This window comes from Stieleria magnilauensis, assembly GCA_007753675.1.
Taxonomy (GTDB): Bacteria; Planctomycetota; Planctomycetia; order Pirellulales; family Pirellulaceae; genus Stieleria; species Stieleria magnilauensis.
Window position 1 is genome coordinate 6,519,242 of the sequence record CP036432.1, and the last position, 23,922, is coordinate 6,543,163.

Below are 23,922 nucleotides of genomic sequence, written 5' to 3' on the forward strand. Positions count from 1 at the left end.
GCTCAGTGTCCCAACACATAAACGACTAGAACGATCGCCAACCAGACCGTATCGACCAAGTGCCAATACCACGACAACAACTCTGGCGCTTCACTCTTCGCACTCATTTGACCTCGTCTTGCCCGCCAAACCAACATAGCCATTAACAACATTCCGACCGTCACGTGCGTCGCGTGAAAACCAATTAATGTGAAGTACGTCGTTCCGAATACGTTACGACTGATCGTCAGCCCGTCGACCCAGATCAACTCTCGCCACTCATAGGCGGTCCCACCGAGGAACCCAATGCCCAACGCGATCGTCGCGAACATCCAAAACGTGAAACCACCAAGCTTGCCGCGACCGAATGCTCTCACGGCCAACATCATGGTAAAACTACTAGGGATCAGGAAAACGCTGTTGATAATCGCGATCTCCAGGTTCAGCGATTGCCCGGGCGTTGGCCCGCTCATTTCTGCCCCCAAAAATGTGATGTAACCAATCAGCAACGTCGTAAAAAAAACGGCTTCGCTGAACAGGAAGGCAGCCATGCCAACCTTTGCCGCGGTCCAGCCAGTTTCGTTTCGACAATCAATTCCATCCAAAGTCTTGGCGACTTCGGCTACGCCAGTTGCACCGCTACTCATGTTTCCAGTCCGGGTCTTCGGGGTGCTTCAAATCCCACAGCGGTCGGCGACTGCGAACGGTTGGAATTTCCTCAAAGTTGTAAGCTGCCGGTGGTGACGACGTCATCCATTCCAACGTCCAAGCGTCCCATGGATCGTCGCCCGCTGGTTTGCCGCTCCGCAATGACTTAGCAAGATTCCAGAACAACGTCAGGAAAGCCAAGCCCATGATGAAACCGCCAACGGTCGAAATCTGATTCCAAATTTCCCAACCTTGCCCTGGTTGGTAGGTGTAGACACGGCGTGGCATTCCCAAGATTCCCGAGATGTGCATCGGGCCAAACAGCAAATTGAACCCAATGAATTGCAACCAGAAATTCAATTTGCCCAAACGGTCGTCCAACATCCGGCCCGTCGCCTTGGGGAACCAGTAGTAGACGCCGCCCATCAGTGCAAACAAACTGCCGCCGAACAAAACATAGTGAAAATGTCCGACCAAAAAGTAACTGTCGGAAATCTGCCAGTCGACCGGCACCGCTGCCAGCATGATGCCCGTCAAGCCACCCATCAGGAACATGCCCAGGAAACCCAGCGCGAACAACATCGGCGTTCGCAAACGCAATTGCCCGCCGTACAATGTCGCCGTCCAGTTGAGCACTTTAATACCTGTTGGCACTGCGATGAGAAAACTGGTTGCTGAGAAAAAAGCATCCAAACTGTCGCTCATTCCCACGGTAAACATGTGGTGCGCCCACACGCTTGAACCGATGACACCGATGGCGGCACTCGACATCGCCACCGAAGCGTAACCAAAGATAACCTTCCGCGAGAACACCGGAACAATCTCCGAAATGATTCCGAACGCGGGCAGCGCTAAGATGTATACCTCGGGATGCCCAAAGAACCAAAACAGGTGCTGCCACAGTAGCGCCGAGCCACCCGCCTGAGTATCAAAAAAGTGTGCTCCCATATGGCGATCCATCAATAACATGACCTGGGCCGCCGTTAACGGAGGAAATGCCAGCAGGATCATGAACGACGTGATCAACATCATCCACACGAACAGGGGCACTTTGCTGATCAACATTCCTGGCGCACGCATCGTCACGATGGTGGCAATCGTATTGACAGCGAACGCTATCGTTCCAATACCGCTGATCGCTGTTCCGACAATCCAGTAGTCTGTGCTCGAACCAACCGAATATGCCGGTGACGTCAGAGGCGCATAAGCGAACCAGCCCACGTCGGGTGCGGAACCGCCTCCCAGCAATCCTTTGCCGGTGAAGTAACTGAGGTAGAGCGTACAGCCGCCCATCAGCGATAACCAAAAACCCAAAGCGTTGAGCCGCGGAAACGCCACATCACGAGCTCCGATCATCAGCGGGACCAGGAAGTTCGCGAACCCAGCGATCATCGGCATCACAACAAAAAAGATCATTGTGGTGCCGTGCATCGTGAACAACTGGTTGAACGTTTCCGCTTCCACGAGCGTGTTGTTCGCCGTCCAAAGCTGAACTCGGATAATCAATGCTTCGATACCGCCAAAGACCATGAACATGAGGCTCATCATCAGATACAACAGACCAACGCGCTTGTGATCGACCGTCGTCACCCAATCGTGCAGTTGGGTGACGAGCGGCGGGCGCGTTGCAGCCGAACTCGCCAGAGTTTGGCCCACCACGGTATGTGAGTCCAAAGCCTGGCTGCCTTCAGGAATGTCGCTAGATGTCATTACTTCAAACTCAACAGGTAGTCGACAATCAACTTCACATCGGGTTCTGTCAACCGCATGTCCGGCATGCGGCAACCCTTTTTCAAATCATCAGGCTTGGAAATCCAACGAGTCAAATTCTCTCGATCGTTCAAGGCCAATCCCGAGCAGATCGTCTTACGGCTCATCAAGTGCGTTAGGTCGGGACCGAACTCACCGGCCGCGCGAGTTCCGCGAATCGCATGGCAATTCATGCAAGCCATTTCCATGAACCGATCACGCCCCGCGGCCACTGAATCGTCCGAAACGGCATCGGCCTTTTGATTCTCAACCCACTTGTCAAAATCCGCTTGTGAAACACAGTCGACGCGAATCAACATTTTGGCGTGCTGCGTGCCGCAGTACTCCGCGCACCGACCAAAGTAGGTTGCCGGTTCGCCCGCTTGAATCCACATGCTGTTTGTGCGACCGGGGATACAATCGGTTTTGCCAGCCAGTCGAGGCACCCAAAAACTGTGACATACGTCCGCCGACTCAAGTTGCAGATAAATCGGCTTGGCAAGATCAGGCTCACTGACCGGAATCACCAGCTCGTTGGCCGTTGTGAACCCGTGATCGGGATAATTCAATTCCCACCACCACTGATGCCCGACGACACGAACACGATGCGCCGCCGTCGATGGTGGATCGGCTCGAAGTTTGATCACGGTGGCAATCACCAACACGGCCAACAACGTGACGGTCAACAGCGGCGCAAGAGTCCAAGCCAACTCGATCGCCCGACTACCATAGATTTGGGGTGGCTCACTATTGTCACCCGGCCGTTCGCGGTATTTTGCGATAAACCAAATCAGCGTCGTTCCAACCAAGCCAAGAATAACTGCGCAAATACCGATCACGACCCAAAAGATTTCTTGGATCGACTCCGCGTTCGGCCCGGCCGGATTGAACATATCGGGAGCGTCATTGCCCTGCGAAAACTCCGGCGACTGAGCCAACGACAACGATGACCAAACCATTATCACGGCGATCGCAACCGCGCAGCGAACCGTGACTCCCAATGACGGGAACCGCAATGTCAATCCGATAACGTGAATTCGCGGAATCAAAAAGGAACCTCGAGGGATTGCAAATCGCACCTAGTCGAATTCGCCAGAGTTTGGACTCTGAGTGACCTACAAAGTCTGGCGACGTCGGCTGCAAACGCGATTCTTGTTCGCCGGTCCAAACAACCTTTCGCACACGATGGGCCACTCTCGCGACGCGACGTGAAAGCATCCAGAATAGCCGTAAAACAAAGTCTGCACATACAAAGCGCGACTAGAAAATGTGCAACCCGACCAAAAACTGTTCGCCTGCAACCGACTGACGTCGGGGAGCTCGCCAAGCCTCGGATGAATTGACGAGCGACAACTCAAGTCTGGCGACTTCGGCTACGGCTTCGGCTCGTCACTCACAATCATTTCTCGAAACGCAACCGAATGCCCATTCGGCACAATGCCTTCACCGAAACAGATCGAAAAGTTTTTCGTTGCTTCGGCACCTAACAGAAAGATCATGCTGGTGTAGTAAATCCAAACCAGAAACACGACCAGAGAAGCCGCCGCGGAGCCGAGGTGCGCCGCGGGATTGCTGTTGGCGAGGTACCACTGCAAAGCAAAGCGACCAATCCAAAATAGAACTGTTGTCACAACTGCTCCGAACAGCACGTCACGCCATCGAACGATCGCGTCTGGCATGAACTTGAATATCGCGGCAAACACGATCAGGGGAATCAACGTCTGCATGGCATAGTTGACCACAATGGCATAGGCATCGCCCAGATCGACAAAATTTCCAATCTTTGTACCGAAATAGCTCAGCGCAGCTGAAATGAGGATCGACGCCAGAAGTAAAAACCCCAGACCGACGATCATCAACATTGAAAGCAGTCGTTTGGACAACCAAGTCAGAATCGTCGAGCGATCGGGATCGGGCCTCACGTGCCAAACTCGATTAATCGCATCCTGCAACGCGGCTACTACGCCCGTAGCGCCAACGATAATCCCCGCAAGTCCCAGTAAAGCCTTCCACCAATGGCCGCCCATGTCGTGATTGCTCTGCAAAATATCCGCGATTTGCTTCACCGCTACTGAATCGCCAAACAGCTCCGACGCTTGTGCTTGCAGTACATCGCTGGCACGCTTTTCTGCCGCTGCCTGGCCGGCCGTCGTCGACAACCCCATCGTCAACAACATCAGCAACAGATACAGCATCGGTGGCAACGCAAAAAGCGTGTAATAGGCTAAAGATGCCGCAAGCGTCGTGCAGCGATCACTAACGAAATCAGAAATGATCGTTCTAAGAAATTTCAGCACCCGCGCACTCCGGCAAATTCAACGCGTTTATGATACCTGCACTGCCCACACCAACAATGTGTGCGCGTGACGTTCCGCTGACGCCCCCCATTTCATTCGGGTGGTTGGAGGATCGGCGTGACCCGTCAGATTTCGCACGCCATCCAGCAGAACTCCCTGACTGAGCAGGTTAGTAATGGTAGCAACTGGAAAGGGATGCGTCGAAAGACGCGAGGGCAATCCGCCGTCTCGCATACGGCGTGTGACCATTCGAGCCATGTCGCCTGCGGTCACGGCGTTCAGTGTGAGCTTCTTGGTTTTCAACCCGACTACGTGTGAAGTGTTGAGTGAAGGCATGAGACAGCGAGCCTGCGGAACGGAAAACTCGGGCGTTTTTCGCTCGACACCTTGAAGTCGTTCACTTCGCTCTGAGTGGACAGGATTCAGCAAGACGACGCGCAGCGTGGCAAGCGTATCAAAGAAGTGGCGGATAGCTGATAGGTGCGGTTTCTTGGTTGCCAGTGCATAGCTCTGCTGATCGAGATAGCTACCGACTTCTTGTGGTGAAACTGTGGGAAGCTGTTCGTCCAAAGCATGGCAGTGACTCAAGAACTATCGAATCGCTCTCTTGTAGGCTGTTCGCGTGTGAGGATTGCGAATCTTCGGCCTGCGTAGCATTTTTGTCGTGAATCCGCATTTAAGACTTATCGCCGTTTTCGAAGTGTGTCCGAAAACTGTCCGAGAACTGCTGGCACATGTCCGAAAACTATGTAAAATCTGGACTGTTGGCGGCCTCTGGTCACTTTGCAATAGTTGACTTAACAACTTACCCCATAACAAGTTGCGTCACCTCGCACCCTTGGCTCAGTTGGAAAGCGCATCGGTCTTCGGAACCGAGGGTTGCAGGTTCGAATCCTGCCGGGTGTATCGAAGCCTTCTCCTGACACGTCGTCACGTGTCGGGAGCGGGCTTTTTTCGTTTTCACAGCGAAAGTGAGACAAGAAAATGGGTGACAGGAAAATCGGTGGGGATCGTTGAGAACGTGGAATCCACGTCAGCAACCGGCCCAATGGATCAGCTCACTCGGGTCCCTACGCCCCATTTTCCTGTCGATCCGCTTCTTGCCCGCCCCATTTTTCGACCCGTAATTTGCGGCCATCTGCCTTGCCCAGACCGTCCGCTTCTGAAGTCTCCCGTTCATTTTCGCTCACCGGTTTGTTGACCCATTCGATCCATCCAGGCAACCGCGGTAGCGGCCAACGGGCAAGTTCTACCCCGCAGTGTCCGCCGTTCCAATTGTAAAGGCTCCTGACACTTTTTCTGGCCGCAATGGTCTCCATCCGGCGCACTCAGAGCGACTGATTCACGGCGATAGTCAAGATTTCAACGCGTCGATTTCGACATGGGGAGCGGGCTTTGCATGGGTTTGGCAATTTACCCAATTCACTGTCTCAATCGTCGCTTTCCAATTCGGAGAATCCATGAATCGCCGTGCCCCACGTATGCTGAGGTCGACCGCAGCGCTGCTCACCGTGTTCGCAGCATTCCCTTCGGTGACTCACGCACAATCGCCCGATGTGACGAACGATCAGAAGCCGTCGTTTACTCAAGGTGAAGCGCAAACGGATATCATCAAACTCTTCAAATGGACGGGCAGCAACCCACGCACGGCCAATGTGGGGACGATCAAGGCGTCAGACGGCACCGAGTGGACGGTGCCGGCCAAGACCCACTTTCAATCCGCCCCCCGAGCCGCGGATCTGTACAACGAAGCCAATGGAGTCACACCGGACGGTATCGACAACGTGGACTTGGAAGCGATTCCGGCAATCAACGCCGGCGGAGACGAGCTGTTTACCGGCTACGTTTTCGGGGATAACTATTTCGAGTTCTACGTGAACGGCAAATTGTTGGCAGTGGATCCGGTTCCGATGACGCCGTTCAACAGTAACATCATCCGATTCAAAGCGAATCGCCCCTTTACCGTTGGAATCATGGGCGTCGATTGGGAAGAACGACTTGGGCTGGGGTTTGAACAGTTCCGCGGCGCACCGTTTCACCAAGGAGACGCGGGATTGGTCGCGGTTATCAAAGACGCGGCCGGCGAAACGATTGCGATCACCGATCGGAGTTGGAAGGCTCAAACGTTTTATACGGCACCCCTGAAGACCAAGGACTGCCTGGTTCTCAGGGGAGCGATCCGTGACAGTTCGAACTGTAGCACGGAGGACACCGCCGACGGAACCGCCTACTTCGCGGCTCACTGGCCGATTCCACCAAACTGGGCCGCGGTGGATTTCGATGATCGCGGTTGGCCAAACGCAGTGACATTCACCAACGATTTTGTTGGCGTTGACAACAAGCCGGCCTATACCAACTTCACCGACTTGTTCGACGCCCCTCGGGCAGACGCGCATTTCATTTGGACATCGAGTCTAGTGCATGACAATCTGGTGCTGATGCGAACCACCGTTGGCAAGCAACAAGACCAATGATTCATGAATCTATCCTCATCGTATTCGGCCGAAATGGCAACGACAGCTCATGGAGTTGAACGGCGGGTACTGGCAACTCCAGAACGAGGACAAAGTGGAAACGAAGGAAAGACCTGTGGCCATGTAGGACACGCTCGACGAGGCCGCTGGCCTGCGGGCGTAAACAAGAACGCATTTGAAAGGTTAGGGAGCTAGGTTAATGAGAAAATTCAAACTGTCGCTGTTGTCGGTACTGGTATTCACGTCGCTGGCCTATGGTCAGCGACCGGAAGAGACTGGTCCCACTGAACAAACGGCTCCACAAAAAGACGTGCCCTCCAGCGTCATGATCCGCTTGATTGATCCGCTCGATGAGCCCGAGTTCTATTGCCTTGACGTTCCCGGTTACGGACCGGGAGTACAATTGGATAGCCCACTGACCGCGCACACGTTGAAGGCGTTTGGGTCTGCGGACGAAATGTGGGTGCTGAACTACCCAGCGGCGGGACAGATCTATGTTCCTGCCTACAAGAGATGTATCGAGGCCGAACATGCCAAGGCGGGAGCGTCGTTGTACCTCAAGCAACCCGGCGACTCTCCGCTGCAGCGGTTTACCATGACGGAGAAAGGCACGATTGTCTTGGCCGATCACACCGATCTTGGTTTCGCTGCTGCACTTTAGGCGAAAAGTTATCGCAGACCGATTGATATTGCCACGAAAAAGGCCCTCAGAGAAAATGGAGGTTACCACACCAATCCACATCTCAAAGGGCCAAGGATGGCTAAGCGTAAACGCTCCGGCAGACCACCGCAAGCTCAACATTCTCGCAAATCCACGCCTTCCCAGCACGACAAGCGGCGAAGGCTTGACACACCGAATCCGAGTCGCAGACGAACCAAAACGGCAAGCATTCCGCTCAGCGGGACGATCGCAACTTTGGTCGCTTCGATGAGTGACTTGCTTGACAAACGAATCGGCTTTCGGTTGCCGATCGTTATCGCCGGGGCGATGCTCGCCGGTGGTCGCCGCACTGCCGCCAGTTGGTTTCGCTGCGGCGGCGTTAACGATGATTGGGACCGGTTCTACGAGATGCTTCAATCGATCGGGAGAAACACTGTCTCGTTGATGCTGCCGTTGGTTATGTTCATCTTCAAGAAGTTCGATCCCGGCGAGAACGGTCACTGGACGTTTGCCATCGATGATTCGCCCACCAAGCGATTTGGGCCGTACGTTGAAGCGGCTAACATTCACCACAATCCGACACCCGGCCCTGGCGACGGAGATTGGCTTTATGGTCATAACTGGGTTTGCTTGGCAATGGTCCTGAGCCATCCGCTGTTCGGAGTCATGGCGTTGCCGTTGCTCTCGCGACTGTACGTTCGGCAGGTTGACATCAACAAGCTGAAACAACGATATGACTGGGACTTTCGTACCAAACACCAACTCGCCATGGAGTTGCTTCGGCAAGTCTTTGGCACGCTTCGTGCGCTCGGCAGCAAAGCGAGATTCATTGTTGTGTTCGATGGCGCGTATGCGGCCAGGGACCTTGTGCGCCCGTTGATCGCTGAAGGTGCCACAGTAGTCACACGGCTTCGTCGCGATGCGAAGCTGTTCGATCTGCCGGCGAACAAACCGGGGCAGCGCGGTAGGCCTCGCAAGTATGGCAAGAATCGAATCAGCTTGGCCAAGCGAGCTGGACGCCGAGATGGCTGGAAAGCGATTACCTACTGTTGTCGAGGCGTACAGACGGAGGGACGTTACAAAACGTTCGTCGCGACCAGCAAGGTCGTGGGCGGTCAGGTTCGAGTCGTTTTGTTGGAGCATGCCAGTGGGAATTGGGCAGCGTACATCAGCACCGATCCGACGATGAGCGTGGAGGCAATCTTGCAAACGGTCTCTGACCGTTGGTCGATCGAAGAGCACTTTCACGACGTGAAGGAGATTTGGGGTGCCGGCGAGCAGCAGGTCCGAAACGTTTGGTCTAGCATTGCCTGCTGGAACTTGTGCGGGTGGATGTACAGCCTGGTTGAATTGGAGTGTTGGGACCTGTCGGCCGAACAGCTGGTTGATCGCAGTGACCGACCGTGGGACAATCCATCGCGTCGTCCCTCACACACAGATCGCCGTCGCCGAATCACCCGTGAAATGCTGCGTTCTGAATTTTTGAACGATCTGCATCTGGCTCCTGACGAAACAAAAATTCGCGACCGATTCGAACGCTTGCTCGCGTTTGCGGCGTGACGATCGACGACGCTACAGTCAATCACCTAAAGTGCAGTTTCGCTGTAGCACCCGGTAAAGGCGAGCCTACGCGGGGGCCGAGCCATCTGTTTCGGAAAATGGGTCTGGCGAATCTTGCCGAGACACCGGAGAAACTCACCAGGTGGAAGCTTGTCGAAGATGCCAACCGCTGGCCTGAGTAACGATGGCTTGTCCGATCAAACCATACCCTTCTTGCCGCACGTCTTTACGCCGCGGCGTCAACACCCGAGGAGTCCGATGACAACTCTACGTGACCAAACCAATGCACAATTCGCCAAGCTACAGCAATCGAAGCCTGTATTTGCAGGACAGATCGAGTCCCTTTTGGCCAAAGCTCGCGATTTTGGAGATGGCAAGGATGCGATTGCAGTGGGCCAGCCCGCTCCAGATTTTGTATTGCCCAGTGCCAAAGGTGAATCGATCGAATTGTCTGCGTTGCTCGCGGGCGGACCGGTGGTGATCGTGTTCTATCGTGGTAGTTGGTGTCCTTACTGCAACCTGCAGCTCCGTGCGATGCAGGACCGATTGGCTGACATTGAAAACCTTGGCGGTCAGCTTGTGGCGGTGAGTCCGGAGGTTCCCGACGAATCACTGTCGCTGATCGAAAAGGAAGAACTTGTTTTCACAGTGCTCTCAGACAAAGACGCGCTGATTGCCGCACAATATGGGGTCGCTTGGGAAGTCCCCGAACTGATTCTCGACCATATGCGCGACGACCGCGGCCTTGACCTGACCAAGATCAACGATGGCAATGGCACCGTCCTACCGATCCCTGCGACTTTCGTCGTTTCAACCGATGGCATCGTGGCGTGGCAACATGTCAATGTGGACTATCGTCATCGTGCTGAACCGGACGATGTCATCGCAGCACTTCGAGAGTTGATTCGTCTACAGGATTGAGTCACCCTGCTTCCAGATCGGCGTTATCGGCTCGATGAATTGAAAAAAACGAGCATCGGCAAAACGATCAATCGCGAATTTCGCACTACAACGGCAACGATGCAATGGAACTGCTCCAGCAGTGGCGCGGAGTCGAAAGGGAACCTGGCAAGTACGGAAGCGAATACGCTGCGCTGGCGCACCAAGCCTACCCCGCGCCGGACACAGCCGTCGTCTTGTCGCTGCAACCCATCGACACGAATTCGCATCGAGTTTCAAAGCTCCTGCATTCCTTTGCTTGGATCCGGCCATCGACGACTGCCGCAGATCGAAACGCTCACTTGGCAACCGATTCCCCAAGGCCGATGCTGGCTCCGTTGGTTCGGCGGATTCCAAAGCCAGGCACGTTGGGGACGCAAAGTTTGCCGTTGCGTATCGCAAAGTTGGAGTAGTCCAGATTGCTGCCAACACCTGGAATGCCCTCCACAATAAGAACGTTCCCGACGCCTGCTGCCAGGTGCGCGCAATAGAGGGGCTTGGGGGTGCAGCCCCAGAGATGAGGTGCCGCTGCGACTCCCGCTTCCCTGAGGATCGGCATCACGTTCCTCCAGCGGGTAAAGCCCAGCGTGCCAATGTCGAAAACGCATACATCGATCAGCTTTTCTTCGGCGAGTTCAAAAAAGCGATCGACAAACCTTTTCTCGTATTCTCCCCATTTCCAGAGTTTTGGTGCGCTTCCGGTGCGAGCTTCGCCGTCAGCAACCAATGCCCTGCAATCGACTTTGTGCATATGATCTTTCAGCCGCATGAGTCCGTCCCGATTTTCGATGAACGGTTCTTCGATCCAGAACAGATCACAGTCCGCGACGCCGGTGACGTATTTCAGAAACCTGTCGACTGAGTACCCGTCGTTTGCATCGACAAGGATCTTGCAGTCGGGGAATTTCTCTCGAACGGCTCGCGTGACTTCGATATCGCGGCGGTCACCTTCGTCCCCTTGCATCCATCTGGCGCGACCGATCTTCAGCTTAAAAGCACGATATCCGGAGTCGTAGTCCATTTGGCAGGCATCAAGGACAGCCGATACCCCCTGCGGTCTGGATTTCGGCATCAAGTCTTCCATGTAAATCGCACCGCTGTACGTTTCGATCTCCGTGGGTCCGTGAGCACCCATCAATTCGTAGACAGGCTTGCCAAGAATTTCGCCTGCAAGATCATGCAGTACATAATCGAGAGCGTGAGCTTCTTCGGTTACGCCGACGGATGGATCGAACAGATCCCCCAATTTCGCGCCCACAAACGGCGTGATGGCATCTTCGTTAGGCCAGCACATGCCAATTCCACGTGCCCCCTGGTCCGTGGTCGCGATTCGAAAAGGCCTCGAATAGCCAGATCCGTGTGGTCCTCTCTTGGCGTTGGGTCCAAGCGTTCTCGCGTACCGATCGCGCGAATGGAATGTTTCAAAATTTACGATGCGATGATCCGCCAAGTCCTTCGACCAGCTCGTTGCCGCGTCGCAACGATCCAGAGAGGGAAAGCCATAACTCGCACCGATCAACCCAAGGCCACCTGAGAGTAGATCGCGACGACGCATTCTCGTTTTCCATGCTCGATCGGGGAGAAGGGGACAATCGCTGAAAGTGCACCGTTGGCAGCGAAAACGACAAGTATAGTATATGGCCGCCACGTCACCAATCAGCGTGACCAGCATATCATCGTGGTTTTCGATCTCTGCATTCAACGCGGCGTCATTGGCTTCGATGGAACGACGAGTGCGACCCCAGATATCCAACTCCCAAGATAGATCGAATCCCGTGTCCCAATCGTCGTAGGTGCGTGGAAAGAACGTGGTCGCCGTTTGGCTTAGCTGCACGCGGCTGTATTGTCCGTAGGCGTTCTGCGACTGGGGAAGCAGATTGCGGACGGATGCCAGCACAATGTTGTCGCAAAATAAGTGCAGGTTCGCTGCTGGCCTCGCCGTTCTGCTGTGACATGAAGTGGCTTGGCCCCGACGCAGTTGTCGAGAGTCTTCACGAAAAGCGTTGCCTCCGCTGTATCGAAGCCTTCTCCTGACACGTCGTCACGTGTCGGGAGCGGGCTTTTTTCGTTTACACAGCGAAAGTGAGACAAGAAAATGGGTGACAGCAAAATAGGTGGGGATCGTTGAGAACGTAAAATCCACGTCGGCAACCGGCCCAATGGATCGGGTCCCTTCGAGGTCCCGCACCCATTTTCTTGTCAACCATTTTCCTGTCGACCCGCTTCCCGCCCCCCCATTTTTCTGCCATCTGCGTCGTTCCCCGAGACTCAGTCCCCTAGATCCGACGGACCGATCGGAAACGCGCCAACGCGTTACAAATGCCCCGCCAAGTGTCATCGGCGTTTCCGTCTGGTTCCACGCACCAGCCGCGTCCCACACTAGCAACCAATTGCTAGCGAAACCAATCGGTGGGTGGCACCATTTGAGCTGGTCCATCTATCTGTTTTTGTAGAACTCTTCCACCGCGATGGCTGCTGCCTCGTGGTCTCTGAATGTCAGTCACTCTTCACATTTCCAGAGGTGGACCGAATCAAAGATGATCCGGCAATCTGGACCGCCCTTGAAAGTAAATCTGGGCCCGTGTTTGTCTTTCTCGTTGACGAGGGTGACCTTCTCGTGTTCGTAGGTTTTGCCGTGTCCGTTGACGCTGACTCGGATCGTTCCAAGCTTGTACTCGATGATCAAATCGACCCATTCGCCAAGTTTCATCTTTGACTCGGGCTCGGTGAAAGCGGGACCATCATGTGGCAACTTGACTCGGTGACCACCTTCTTTGATGTAGCCCAGGCTGATCATGTGGTGACCGATTTGAAAGCTGGGGCGGCCCGGTGATAGTTCTCTCTTGTCGAACTTGTAACGCAGGTGACAGACGAATTCTTCGGGAATCCCATTCAGATGCACGACCGGTTCCAGTCCAAGGTGATGATCTCGCTTGAGCGCTTTCATCGCCTCTTCCTTTGATTTGTATTTCTGCGACACGATCAGCTTGCCGTCCGCGATCTGTTTGTCCCGTGTCGGTGCCCCCCAACGCTCTCGGTTAATCTCCCCATCAAAATCATCGGAGTAGACGAGCGTGCCGGTCTTGAAAAGCTCTGATTTGAAAGCGGGCGGATCGGCAGCGCATACGTCGAACGCGCAAAGACATAAAAGTGCAGTACAGAGCATTGCTGCGAGAATGTTGTTCATGGCTGAGATCACTTTGAATCTCGAGGGGTAAGAGTGGGATTGTTGCTGCCCGACCCTGAGAGTCAGGCTGCTGATCACTTCGTCCAGAGCGATTCGCTCATCGCTGCGCGACGAAGAGTTAAAGCACTATTCGTTATTCACGCCAGCCTTTTCCGGCTCACGACGAATTTCTCATCGTATTCATACCCCAATCCCGGCTTGCCTGAGGGCACGAAGTAGGCGCCGTCGAATTTGATCGGTTCTTTGAAAAAGTGATTCGCGTTCAGTCTTTTATTTGTGGCCACGGGCGGATTCACTTCTCTCATCGCATTCGCTTCAAGAATCAACACATTGGGGGTGGCCATGCAAAGGTTGACCATGGCGACCCAGGTTAACGGGCCATAGGAAAAGAAATGCGGCGCAATCTGCATGCCCCGCGATTCCGCCAAGGTGGCGATCTTGCGTGCTTCGGTTAGGCCGCCGACGTTGGGCGGCGGCAGATTGAGAATCGACGCGGCACGCTTGTCGATCAGACGGGTGAAGTCTTCCAAGCCCTGAAGGTTCTCGCCCGTCGCGATGGGAATCGTGGTGGCCGCGGCTACTTTGGCCATCTCATCCATGCTGCTGGTGGGCGGCACCGGCTCTTCCATCCAAAAAAGATCAAACTGCTCGAGTCTTTGGCAGGTGGCGATGGCCCCTTCGGCACAGCACTGACCGTGGCCGCCGTGGATCAGGTCCACCTTGTCGCCGGCTCCTTCGCGCAGCCAACGGAAAACATTTTCGTTGAAGGCGATGTTCTCTTCAGTCGGCATTTTCCCGCCAGCTTCGTACACCGTATCCTCCCAGGCTTTCTTCTCGCCAAGTCGTTCGAAAACCGCGAACGGATCGGTCTTCGCGGCTGCCCCGGGTTGTTTGGCCAGGTCTCGACCCAGCGCGCGCCAGGCGTCTTCGCTCGCTTGCTGTTCTAGCCTCGGCTTGCGATAGTGGTAGACCCTGATCCGGTCGCGCACCGGACCGCCGAGCAGTTCGTAGACGGGCCTACCGGTTTCCCGGCCGAGCAGGTCCCATAGCGCATATAATCCAAAGCTGTACGATGCGAGCAGAGGAGACCGGCCCGCCGCATCTTGGACCAGATGGCTTCCACGGCCGAGGGATTGGCGCCGATGAGATGCTCCTTGGCGACTCCGCCCAGTGCCGGCGCATAGTCGAGGTCGGGGAAATCTGCATATCCAGCGGTGCCTGTGGTCGAGGTGACTTTCAGCACGTGCCGCTTCTCGCCATTGCGTTGCAATAGAAGGACCTCCAGGGCTTCGATGCGGCTCGCCTTTTCCGAGGCATCTGCAGATAGCGGGTGGCCGAGCGACGGCAGCCCCGCAATCGCACTTGCCCCCAACACAGATCGCTTAAGAAATCTTCGACGATTGGGTTGGTTGCCTATAACTTGATGGTCCATCACTTTCCCCTGGTCTTTGTTTCTACCTGGGCGACACGCCTTATTTGAAACTTCGTTTCATCAATCTCACACGATTCCGCAACCAGGGATCCTTGAGTCATTCTCAGGGGGATCTTCAGCACACCGTCATCCTTCAACCATTGCTCCTGGTTTGGAGACGTCACCCACAGTACTTCATCGCGTCCGGAAAGCGACCGTGCGACGGCCAGCAGTGAAAGTGGACCGCCTTGCACCACCGGAGCCACTTTCAATTTGGCTTCCCTCGCCAAGTCCGCCGTCCGAGCAAGCATGACCACACCGCCAATGCGGCCGGCATCGGGTACCAGGACCGTGCCAGCTTGATTCTTGATGCCCTGAATGAAGTCTTCGATCGCATGATAGTCTCCGCCAAACCCCAGAGGCTGGCTGAACTCCTTGCGCGCCTCACACTGCTCGGGCAGGTGCCGGAGCGCCATCGGGTTTTCGAGCAAGGCCACCTCGTTCCTTTCGCAATGCAGCGCCAGGTAGGTCATGCCATCCGTGCTCAAGTTCATGTTGGCGGCAACGATCAGATCCATTTCCGCGCCGGCTGCCTTTTTCGAGGCTAACACTAGGCTACCGATACGGCCCAACACTTCCTGCGGGTAGCGGTAGGGTGCGCACTCGCCGCGCGCCGACATCTCATCTTCAAGGGCGCCAGCAAGCTCCAGCCGGACTGCGGTAAAGCCAGCTTGCTTGAGCGACGCAACGGTCTGCTGCATTTCGTCAGGTGTACTCAGCCGGCGCTCACCGTCTACTTTCCGATCAATGGAAATCGACGGACAGAGCCGCACACGGCATGGCCCCTTTTCCTCAGCGAGGTCGAGCAAGGCTGCCTGCAGCGCGATGACCAATCCTGATTTTCCCGGGCCCTGCCACATCGGGCCAAAGCCTTCTCTAAGGAACAACGCGTTCGGGGCCTTAGCGGTGACTGGATGGACATGGAGTGATTGCTCCGCAGTCTGACCCAGAATGGTGTGACCGCCCCCGACGGCCCGCACTGAAGGATCGGTCAGGAAGATATCTATCTTCTGATTCTGTTCGACATAGCGGTTCGCCAACCGTGCCAGTGTCTCTTTCTCATCCTCGGCGGGTAGACCGAAGTCAAGATAATCCCCATAGCCCTTAGTGCCACTCCGCGTGGTCAACCGGATGACCCGCAACCGCGACTCGGCTTGCGATCCCGGTTCCTTAACGGTCAGCAGGTCCATCGCCACGATTTCGTCCGGCGATGAATCTGCCTGGGCTTCCTGAATGTTCAGGATCGTCGCACACGGAAAGAGGACCAGACATGCAAATTTGACGAAAGGTGTTGTGAAGAACGACTTCATTTGCGAATTGCCTCGACGGGTTTTGTGTGGGACCTGCGCGTCCAATATCGCCGCCATACTTGCACCTCTTTCATCTGCTGCCGCTCCCTCGGGAATTTAGCGCTGAAAACTCGCGATTGAACTCATCGTTCCCACTTTGCACGTTCCACGTTCCGCCTTGCCTCTGAGTCGAGGCTCTGGGCAAGGTCACCCAGAGCCCGCGAGGCTGCAGGGCAGGTTTCTCGCAGTTGATCTGCACGGTTTCGAAGTTGCTCGGCTTGGCTTTTCTCTGACTGTCCGGTTGGATCGACAATATGAACGCCGCGGGCGTTCGATAAGCTTACCGAGAGATGCCGTGGAAAGGTTTCCGGGATAGCTTCCGCCAGAATGTTAATCACATCAGCCACATCTGGTGTCGGCCATGTATCAATCGAAGTCCATGCTCCACTTGTGATGACATCGGGAAGCTGAAGGCCGAGCGCCGTCAGATACCGACATTCAGAGGCGATTTGGACCACTTCCGTAACCCAATCCGCGATCGACTTTTCGTTCATTGGACAAAGTTCAGATTGCCCTGGCAGTTCGGCGAGTTGGCGCAGTAGACCACCGACTTGGTTCGCCAAAGCCTTTGTTGGATCATCATCCGGTGTGGTAGATTTGCCAGCGTCGTTTTTCCAAGGATATCTGAGCAAATCAACGAACAATGACGGAGTGTCCCGAATTGCCACCAGCAACCCTTTTGGCTGGAACTTTCGGCTTTCATCGTCTTCGAATACTTGGTGATAAAGCAGTTCCAGTCGCAAAAGCCGCTCTACTTGTGACATCCCAATTCTGTAGAGCACTTCAAAAAGTTCCTGTAGCTCCCACCGTAAACTGTCTTGGCGCGGTTCATCGGCGTCTCGCTCGACGAGCGGCAACATCTCCAACGCTTCAAATACAAGGTCCACTTCGTCTTCGGCAATGTCTTCCCGACAACGTGCCAGCAAATCAATCCCTCGATCTGCACGGGCTACCTGAACCAGCCCTCTGACAAAGTACGAAAGTCGTCCCTCGGGGATCTCCCAAGGCACAGACGCATTCTTCCAATACAGTCGCTGGACCGCCTCGCTCTGCTGATCAATGCAGTCCCAAACCTCCGGTACAAGTGGAAGGCACCGCAGGTACGACGAAATCGTCTCATCCGACGACATCGTTGACAGAAGAGGCAACACATCAGTCGAAAGCGAATCCTTGCGTTGCCACGCCCAAACTGTGGCAAACCCGCTGGCGAGCATTCGATCCGCCTTCGTCTCTGACGAAAAGAGCGGAAGTACTTCATCAAGTTCGATCTTGACTGTTTCATTCAGCGCCGCTGTTCTTCCGACTCCGTCTGCATCGACGTGCTCAATCGCCGTCAAGCGACGCAAGCCATCCAAACCTTCGACCTTCCACACGCTTTCAGCAATAGACTGCCGTGCTTCATTGATGCGTTCTTGCTGTTTTTTGTAATTGAAACGATCTGAGAAGTGTCGCGTGCAGTGATTAGGATTAAGTCCGTGCAGAAATGCATGGCACCCAGCTAGAACCGGATCGTCGGGAGTTGACGCGTCGAGCAGATGTCGCAGTCGCGGCCCGTGCGTCTCGTAGGACTTAACTTCTCGCGGAAAGTGAGGCTCCGAATCAGCATCCGGATCCTTGATGTCATCCTTGTCGACAATCTCACCATTGCTGAGACGCCGCCGACTCGCGGACCACTCCATTCGCACAAGCATGGCGTTGATCGTTTCCCAGAGCAGTCGTCTGCCGTCTTGTTCAAACGCTCCGCGCGCTAACGCCGACTCATAGCTTTCCAGAACAGCGGTATATTGCTCGTCCTCAATGTCGCCGCAAAGTTCAATCAGCGCGCACCATCGTTCGGCATCATCACCAGCAACCGCAAGTAGTTGTTCGACGCACCAACGAAGTTCTGTGGCGATTTGCCCATACGTTGTGCCGGACTTGTACCCGTGAGCCCAGTTCCGCCACGTCGGCAATTCACGGCACATCCAGCTTGAGTGTCCCGAAGGAAATAGTGAGATCACCAGCCTGAAAGCCGTTCCGGCATCTTCTTTCAGCATTCGATCGATCGCTGTTCGTCTCGCTTCCCAGTCAGCATTTGTCTGGGGGCAGTAAAGTTGCAGCGTCTCTCGAATCGAGTTGGAAGGGTTGTTCCCGGAGTTGATGTCAGCGTTGAGTCCGGCAAGCCGTAACAGAACGGAGGTGGCTCGTTCCAAATGCTGCGGAGACCAACAAAGCCTTTCGAGTGCCCAGAGAATGCCCGTGTGTGCGGGTGAGCAAAAGAGACCGGTCTCAGTCTTGTCCATCACCTCCGCAAGCGGTCCATTGGCGTGAAGGTCGTTTTCAAGAGCATCGAGCAAAGCATCCGGTGCGGCTTCGGCCAGGATCGACAATTCGCCGCGAAACGACGCCCAGCGACTGAAGCCTGCGTCTTTCAACGTTGACCGCACGATCCAATCCACGAACGAAGGGCTCATGGAATGATCGAGTTTCAAACGAGTTGCACCGATCGAACCGGCAATCGCCAAAGAATGCACGACGTTTCGTCGCAATGTCCCCGAGAACTCGGGCCGTTGACCGAGAAACTGCGCGGTGAGTCGCTCGTCTCCAGACATGCCGGCGGTCGGATCGTCGTCAGCAAGCAGGTATCGGACGACATCAGCGAAATCGTCTACGACCGACTTGGTGATGAGCGATGCATAGCGAATCCACGCAAGCTCTGGAGAAAGAAGCCTGAATTTCCCATCGGCGCGAAACAAGAGGCCATCCGGGTCGTTCGAATCAGCAACGAGCGAAGTCTCGATTTCTTCGTAAGGCAACCCAGAAAGGATCGTGAATACCTCACGATCTGCCGGATGGTTGCCATTCCAGCCGACAACAAGCAGGCAGGCTGCCTTTACTCGGTCATCGAGACTTGACCCGACCGATCCTGCCGGTGCGTGCAGTCCCGACAACCGATCCAGAAGAAGTTGGCCGTTCCCGCCGCACTGTTTCGCGTGTTGAGTTGCCTCAGCTTCACCAATGCCGGAAGAAGTCAGAGCTTTGCGTACTTCAAATTCACTAAGACGTGGCAGCTCCGTGTCGCCAGTAGCTGAGCAGTAAACAACACGATGATTGCGGTTTGCGGCCTGCTGGAGCTGTTCCCGACTCGGCTGCACCTGTGGAGCAACGATTAGGCCCAAGTCCGATTCTTCAACGATGAGTTGTTCCCATCGAATACGCGAATCAACAACGACTGTGCGAGCAATCGATACTTCGTCACCAGATTCACCGACAGAAGCGACGGCAAACGGCACGACCTCTGCTGGCGATCGGCAGGGAATTGCCAACGCGCTACGTTTCTCCTCACCGGCAAAGTGTGCTTGAACTTTACTCGCCAGTTCCTCACGGCCAGCGAGCAGCACCTGCGGACTAAGGAGCCCCGCATCCGTCGTCGCAACATTCGCCCAGTATCCTTCGACATCTCTGAGACCAGCGGTCGCCTTCCCAAGCTTTCGGGAGAACCAAGCTTCAACGCCGGGGCAATCCGACAGCCAGCCGAGGATGTCATCCACGTCGAAAACGCGGACTGCCTTCCAATGACCGACGACCTTATCTTTGACCGGCCCCGGATCGGACTCCCATTCGGTTTTCTTCTCCCAGTGTCGCGGCGTGCCACAGAGGTAAGTCAATTCCTGTTGTCGACAGGTCGCTGTCCCGGTTGTCCTTTTTTTGAAATCCGAGTTCGCTTTACTGACGTGGTCCTTGTTTGTACCGAACTCCCAGACCGACTCACCTTCTGGAACGTATTTTGAGCCGTTCTTCGCGAGGACGTAGCCGTCCAGGCCCGACCGGCCGACGGAGTCACCGTACGGCATCACGATCACTTCTACAGTCTGGTTTGACGCAACCACAAGCCGACGAATCAACTCTGGAAAGAGTCCTTCAGCCGCTTTCGTGTCTGCCCAGGTGATGAGATCGGATCGCGTAAGACGAGTCACGTGTCGCTACTCCATTGTCGCACAATGATGAGAATCTATTCAGAACGCCGGACCAAACGAAAACACTGTTCCAGCACTGTTAGTATAACCTTGGCCCATCATTTATCTCATCGCCGGAGCTGCATCGCTGCGTCCTTGATCAGGCCTGCTCGGCTTTCCCGGTTTTGATCACGGTTTCGTTGAATCGACCAAGGCAATCGATCGAAGACGTCGAGGATTGGTGCATCGTCAGATGTAAGAGTTGTTCAGGATCAAAAACGCACCATCATGACCAGCTTAACGCGCCGCTGCGTCGCTGCCTTCTTCACGGGGACACGCCTCATGGAGCTGGATGTGCGCCGCGTTCTCATTCAGCCTTCTTTCTCCGCCTCATTGTCGGAGATGGATCACCCACGGTTTCGAGATAGGTTTGAAGGCGTGATTGCAGTCGCCTGGCTTTGTCAGCTTGTGCAGCGGATAGATCACGCTTTTCGGCGATATCCTCAACGACATTGAAGAGTTTGGCCGATTGAATTTCACGCTTCGCGTTCACCTCTGCCAGCAGTTTCCATTCACCGGCGCGGATCGCCGCCATTCCCTGCCGGGGCCGAGAAAAAACCAAGCCATCGATCGGCCGCTTCACCGAACCGGTTTCCGGATTGGAAAACAGAGTGACAAAGCTTCCACCATCGAGTTCATCGGAGAGATTGCCTTTCCCGCCAGCCAACTCATGAAAGGTAGGTAGAAAGTCGTAGCCAACGCAATGAAGACCATCGTGGCGGTCTTCATGAAAGTCTGAAGAGTGGTTTTTGTGATCATGTTGTGTTTCATCTCTTGAGATGTCGCCGGAACGGTCCTTGTCGGCCCTCTTTAGAAAAGTATCCAGGTGAGCGGTAAATGGCTTTCATGGAATTGAATTCTTGTGATGGATTGGGCTGGATCCTACTTCGATTGAAACGGCCTGCTCTGGACGAGGGCGTGAATGAATTCGCTGACGGGGAACTCTTTGCTCTGCGCGGCGCGAACAATGTCATTCGCGAGGTCTTCATCCGTGAAGCCGAACGGACGACCCAACGCGTATTCGATCAGGTGTTCGGTGAATCCGCGGGCGAAGTCTTCTTCGCGCTGGGCGATGAGGTCGCGTAGTTCGTGGTAGTCGTTGAATTCTGGTCCCTTGTGGAATGCTCCGGAGGCGTCGATCGCCCAAGTCCTTCGCTTGCCGACGCCTCTGCCTTTCCCGTCTCGCACCTGGTAGCTGTCTTCAGTGCGCCACTTTCCGGCGGCGCCCCAGTTTTCCAGACCGAAGCCGATGGGGTCGATCTTGCGGTGGCAGCTTGCGCACTGGGCTTCTTCCTGGTGGGCCAGGAGTCGCTCTCGCGTTGTGAGGACCTGACCTTCGAGACGCGAGATTTGCGGGACGTTGGGCGGTGCTGGCGGTGGAGGATCGTTCAACAGGTGTCGCAAGACCCAGGCTCCGCGCTCGACCGGGCTGCTCACGACGCCGTCGCTGCCCATCGCATGGATGGCGGCCATACCCATCAAACCACCGCGTGGAGAACCGGCGGGCAGCTTCACTTGATGAAACTCGTCACCCGCAACGCCGTCGATTCCGTAGTAGGTGGCGAGCAGGCCGTTGATGAAGACGTAGTCGCTCTTGAGAAGCTTGCCGAGCCGGCCATTTCGCTTATCACGCATGAGGTGTGCGAAGGATTTGTAAACCTCTTCCCGGGCAGCGGCTCGAGTGTTTTCATCGAACTCGCGATGCAGAGCCACGTCAAATTGGAAAAAGTCGAGTCGCTCCATGTCGAGCCACTGATGCACGAAGCCGGAGACAAGTTCATCCGAACGCGGGTCGGCGATCATGCGATCGACTTGTTCGCGGAGAATTTCCGGTTCGCGCAACTCGCCGCGCTGAGCGAGATCCAACAGTTGCTCGTCCGGCGGAGCACTCCAGAGGAAGTAGGCCAGACGCACGGCCAGTTCGCGATCGTCGAGTTGCCTTGGTTGAGTTTCGCTGCCGGGTTCGCTGAGATAGAGGAATCCCGGCGAGGCGAGAATGACGCTGAGCGGCGTGCGGATGGCGACCTCGAACGATTCACCGGCTTTTCGACGCACCTCAAAGATCGCCACAAGCTTGTCGATGAACGTCGCGTCCGGCTTTGCCTTGCGAAAGGCAGCGTCGGCAAAGTCGGTGAGTAGAGCGCGAGCGCGCTGAGCTTCCGAATGCGTGGCAGCGGCAAGATGCGTGTCGAGAATCGTACGTAGCGGTGACGGCGGTCCGGATTCCGGAAGCGGACCTTCGAGTTCGATCCAGTCGATCCAGATGGCAGGCGGCGTTCCGTAACCGTTGGTTCGCTTGTCTCGATTGTAGGCGTCACGGAGGCTCTTCCCATCGGTTGGCTGCCGTTCCTGGATGCCGAATTCCTTGGGGGTATGAAGGCCAACTTCGAGTTGCGTCTCGATGACCTCTGGTTGTTCGACGGTTCCTGTCACTTGGTGACTACTGATGGGTAAACTCGCGAATCCCGCCGGTACCTGGTTCACGCGTTGTGGGTGGCCGATCTGAATGAAGTGACGGTACGACGGAGATCCTTCCACGACTCCAGCTCGCACGCGCATCCTGTATGTCCCGGGCGGAAGATCCTTCGGCTTTGGTGATACATCGATGCGCTGGATTCCCCACGTGAGCTTCAGGTAAGTGCCCCGATCACTGTGAGGAAGCTCGGCGTAGTGCTTCATGTAGGCGTACTTTCGGGAATAGCCGCCCTGGAAGGAGAAGGTCGCGTCATTGTCATCCCGGAACCCAAACGCTTTTGGATCGGGAGCCCCGTTGAGTTTGTGGGCGTGCCGGTAAAACAGAAAGGCTGACGCCGACGGCCAGGCCGACAGATCCAGTTTTGGGTTCTCCTTGAGAATGCTGGCTACGATCTTCCGGTTCTCCGGGGCGGCCGCGGCTCTGTCGACACCTGCTTTCCAGCGCATGAAGCGGTCATTGGTTTCTTCCATCTTCCGCATGCTATTCAGGCTCTCGACATTGACCGTGGTTTCCGGATCGACTCGGAAGACCCGCGGTTCCTGCACCAGCGCCGCTTGCCGCTCAAACGCCTGATCAATCGAGCTGCGACCAAGTTTCAGATACTGCTCGAACTGATCGCTAGAGATAAACTGCGATGCCCCCACGGTATCAAAGGTTCCGGAGCCGCCATCGTTGGGCAGTGAGTCGGCGTTGACGGTAGCGCCGGTCAACTGTTTGATGGTGTTGCGGTATTCACGACGGTTGAGCCGCCGCATCGTGATTTTGCCGCCTGAATCCGACAGCGTCTGACGCGCAGTGACCATGGTCCGAGCCAGGTCATCCAAGAAGTCCGCCTTCTCAGTGTTGCCCGGCTGCTCGGTATCTTCCGGGGGCATTTCACCGGCGTTCAAGGCGTTGAGCACCTTTTGCCAGAGTTCTGCCTGCTCCAGGTTGGTGATGCTCAGCGGCAGCGTTTCCAGATCCACCTTGCCTTCCTGTGCCTCGGAGTGGTGACAGTCGAGGCAATACGTTTTGAAGAATGCCCGGTGTTTTTCGTGAAGGCGTGCTTCCGGCGGGGCGGCTTCGACAAGAGAGCAGGACCAGAAAACTGCGATGCCGAGTATGTATTTAAAAAGGGTCATTTGCATCTCCGTCGAT

16 protein-coding genes and 1 tRNA gene are annotated in these 23,922 nt (G+C 55.4%); 5 read left to right on the forward strand and 12 right to left on the reverse strand.

All coding sequences use genetic code 11. From position 1 onward, the window contains the following. Positions 1–2: 2 nt before the first annotated feature. From TBK1r_RS23365 to TBK1r_RS23385, 5 genes are all read right to left on the reverse strand, one after another. A complete protein-coding gene (locus TBK1r_RS23365) occupies positions 3–626 on the reverse strand; it encodes a cytochrome c oxidase subunit 3 (protein ID WP_145216212.1) in 624 nt (207 codons plus the stop codon). Continuing rightward, positions 619–2,337, reverse strand: coding sequence for a cytochrome c oxidase subunit I (gene ctaD / locus TBK1r_RS23370; protein ID WP_145216215.1), 1,719 nt, complete (start codon positions 2,335–2,337; stop codon positions 619–621). The genes TBK1r_RS23365 and ctaD overlap by 8 nt, the downstream gene beginning before the upstream one ends. Continuing rightward, the gene (coxB, locus tag TBK1r_RS23375) at positions 2,337–3,335 is read right to left on the reverse strand and encodes a cytochrome c oxidase subunit II (protein ID WP_145216219.1); all 999 of its coding nucleotides are present in this window, start codon (positions 3,333–3,335) and stop codon (positions 2,337–2,339) included. The genes ctaD and coxB overlap by 1 nt, the downstream gene beginning before the upstream one ends. A 414-nt stretch (positions 3,336–3,749) precedes the next feature. After that, positions 3,750–4,673 carry a YihY/virulence factor BrkB family protein gene (locus tag TBK1r_RS23380; RefSeq protein ID WP_419580312.1) on the reverse strand — a complete coding sequence of 308 codons (924 nt, stop codon included), beginning with the start codon at positions 4,671–4,673 and terminating at the stop codon, positions 3,750–3,752. Between the two features lie 27 nt (positions 4,674–4,700). Next, positions 4,701–5,243, reverse strand: a complete 543-nt coding sequence (locus TBK1r_RS23385) for a site-specific integrase (RefSeq protein ID WP_145216222.1) — start codon at positions 5,241–5,243, stop codon at positions 4,701–4,703. Positions 5,244–5,505: 262 nt separating this feature from the next. Here TBK1r_RS23385 and TBK1r_RS23390 point away from each other — a divergent pair. The 5 genes from TBK1r_RS23390 to TBK1r_RS23410 all read left to right on the forward strand — a co-directional run bounded on the left by TBK1r_RS23390 (position 5,506) and on the right by TBK1r_RS23410 (position 10,289). Continuing rightward, positions 5,506–5,579 (forward strand) — tRNA-Arg (locus TBK1r_RS23390). Between the two features lie 554 nt (positions 5,580–6,133). Then, positions 6,134–7,147 carry a hypothetical protein gene (locus tag TBK1r_RS23395; protein ID WP_419580313.1) on the forward strand — a complete coding sequence of 338 codons (1,014 nt, stop codon included), beginning with the start codon at positions 6,134–6,136 and terminating at the stop codon, positions 7,145–7,147. 199 nt (positions 7,148–7,346) lie between these two features. Further along, complete coding sequence (locus TBK1r_RS23400; RefSeq protein ID WP_145216225.1) at positions 7,347–7,808, forward strand: hypothetical protein; 462 nt, start codon at positions 7,347–7,349, stop codon at positions 7,806–7,808. 96 nt (positions 7,809–7,904) lie between these two features. Beyond that, positions 7,905–9,368, forward strand: a complete 1,464-nt coding sequence (locus tag TBK1r_RS23405) for an IS701 family transposase (RefSeq protein WP_145213181.1) — start codon at positions 7,905–7,907, stop codon at positions 9,366–9,368. Positions 9,369–9,626: 258 nt separating this feature from the next. Continuing rightward, positions 9,627–10,289 (forward strand): peroxiredoxin-like family protein, encoded by a 663-nt coding sequence (locus TBK1r_RS23410; protein WP_145216227.1) that lies wholly within the window; start codon positions 9,627–9,629, stop codon positions 10,287–10,289. A gap of 316 nt (positions 10,290–10,605) precedes the next feature. Here the strand turns inward: TBK1r_RS23410 and TBK1r_RS23415 are convergent, their stop codons facing one another. The 7 genes from TBK1r_RS23415 to TBK1r_RS23445 form a co-directional block, all read right to left on the reverse strand. Next, complete coding sequence (locus tag TBK1r_RS23415) at positions 10,606–12,204, reverse strand: enolase C-terminal domain-like protein (protein ID WP_145216230.1); 1,599 nt, start codon at positions 12,202–12,204, stop codon at positions 10,606–10,608. A gap of 603 nt (positions 12,205–12,807) precedes the next feature. Continuing rightward, complete coding sequence (locus TBK1r_RS23420) at positions 12,808–13,494, reverse strand: hypothetical protein (RefSeq protein ID WP_145216233.1); 687 nt, start codon at positions 13,492–13,494, stop codon at positions 12,808–12,810. 137 nt (positions 13,495–13,631) lie between these two features. Further along, a complete protein-coding gene (locus tag TBK1r_RS23425; RefSeq protein WP_145216236.1) occupies positions 13,632–14,483 on the reverse strand; it encodes an enolase C-terminal domain-like protein in 852 nt (283 codons plus the stop codon). A 442-nt stretch (positions 14,484–14,925) separates the two neighbouring features. Next, the gene (locus TBK1r_RS23430; protein ID WP_419580314.1) at positions 14,926–16,275 is read right to left on the reverse strand and encodes an enolase C-terminal domain-like protein; all 1,350 of its coding nucleotides are present in this window, start codon (positions 16,273–16,275) and stop codon (positions 14,926–14,928) included. Between the two features lie 122 nt (positions 16,276–16,397). After that, positions 16,398–20,270, reverse strand: a complete 3,873-nt coding sequence (locus TBK1r_RS23435) for a hypothetical protein (RefSeq protein WP_145216240.1) — start codon at positions 20,268–20,270, stop codon at positions 16,398–16,400. Positions 20,271–20,616: 346 nt separating this feature from the next. Then, positions 20,617–20,892 (reverse strand): hypothetical protein, encoded by a 276-nt coding sequence (locus TBK1r_RS23440; RefSeq protein WP_145216242.1) that lies wholly within the window; start codon positions 20,890–20,892, stop codon positions 20,617–20,619. A 299-nt stretch (positions 20,893–21,191) separates the two neighbouring features. Then, positions 21,192–23,906 (reverse strand): DUF1592 domain-containing protein, encoded by a 2,715-nt coding sequence (locus TBK1r_RS23445; protein WP_145216244.1) that lies wholly within the window; start codon positions 23,904–23,906, stop codon positions 21,192–21,194. Between the last annotated feature and the right edge of the window lie 16 nt (positions 23,907–23,922).

Coding starts and splice junctions, on each gene's coding strand:
- TBK1r_RS23365 (WP_145216212.1), bottom strand. CDS start 626: ATGAGTAGCGGTGCAACTGGCGTAGCCGAAGTCGCCAAGACTTTGGAT.
- ctaD (WP_145216215.1), bottom strand. CDS start 2,337: ATGACATCTAGCGACATTCCTGAAGGCAGCCAGGCTTTGGACTCACAT.
- coxB (WP_145216219.1), bottom strand. CDS start 3,335: ATGGTTTGGTCATCGTTGTCGTTGGCTCAGTCGCCGGAGTTTTCGCAG.
- TBK1r_RS23395 (WP_419580313.1), top strand. CDS start 6,134: ATGAATCGCCGTGCCCCACGTATGCTGAGGTCGACCGCAGCGCTGCTC.
- TBK1r_RS23400 (WP_145216225.1), top strand. CDS start 7,347: ATGAGAAAATTCAAACTGTCGCTGTTGTCGGTACTGGTATTCACGTCG.
- TBK1r_RS23405 (WP_145213181.1), top strand. CDS start 7,905: ATGGCTAAGCGTAAACGCTCCGGCAGACCACCGCAAGCTCAACATTCT.
- TBK1r_RS23410 (WP_145216227.1), top strand. CDS start 9,627: ATGACAACTCTACGTGACCAAACCAATGCACAATTCGCCAAGCTACAG.
- TBK1r_RS23420 (WP_145216233.1), bottom strand. CDS start 13,494: ATGAACAACATTCTCGCAGCAATGCTCTGTACTGCACTTTTATGTCTT.
- TBK1r_RS23430 (WP_419580314.1), bottom strand. CDS start 16,275: ATGAAGTCGTTCTTCACAACACCTTTCGTCAAATTTGCATGTCTGGTC.
- TBK1r_RS23445 (WP_145216244.1), bottom strand. CDS start 23,906: ATGACCCTTTTTAAATACATACTCGGCATCGCAGTTTTCTGGTCCTGC.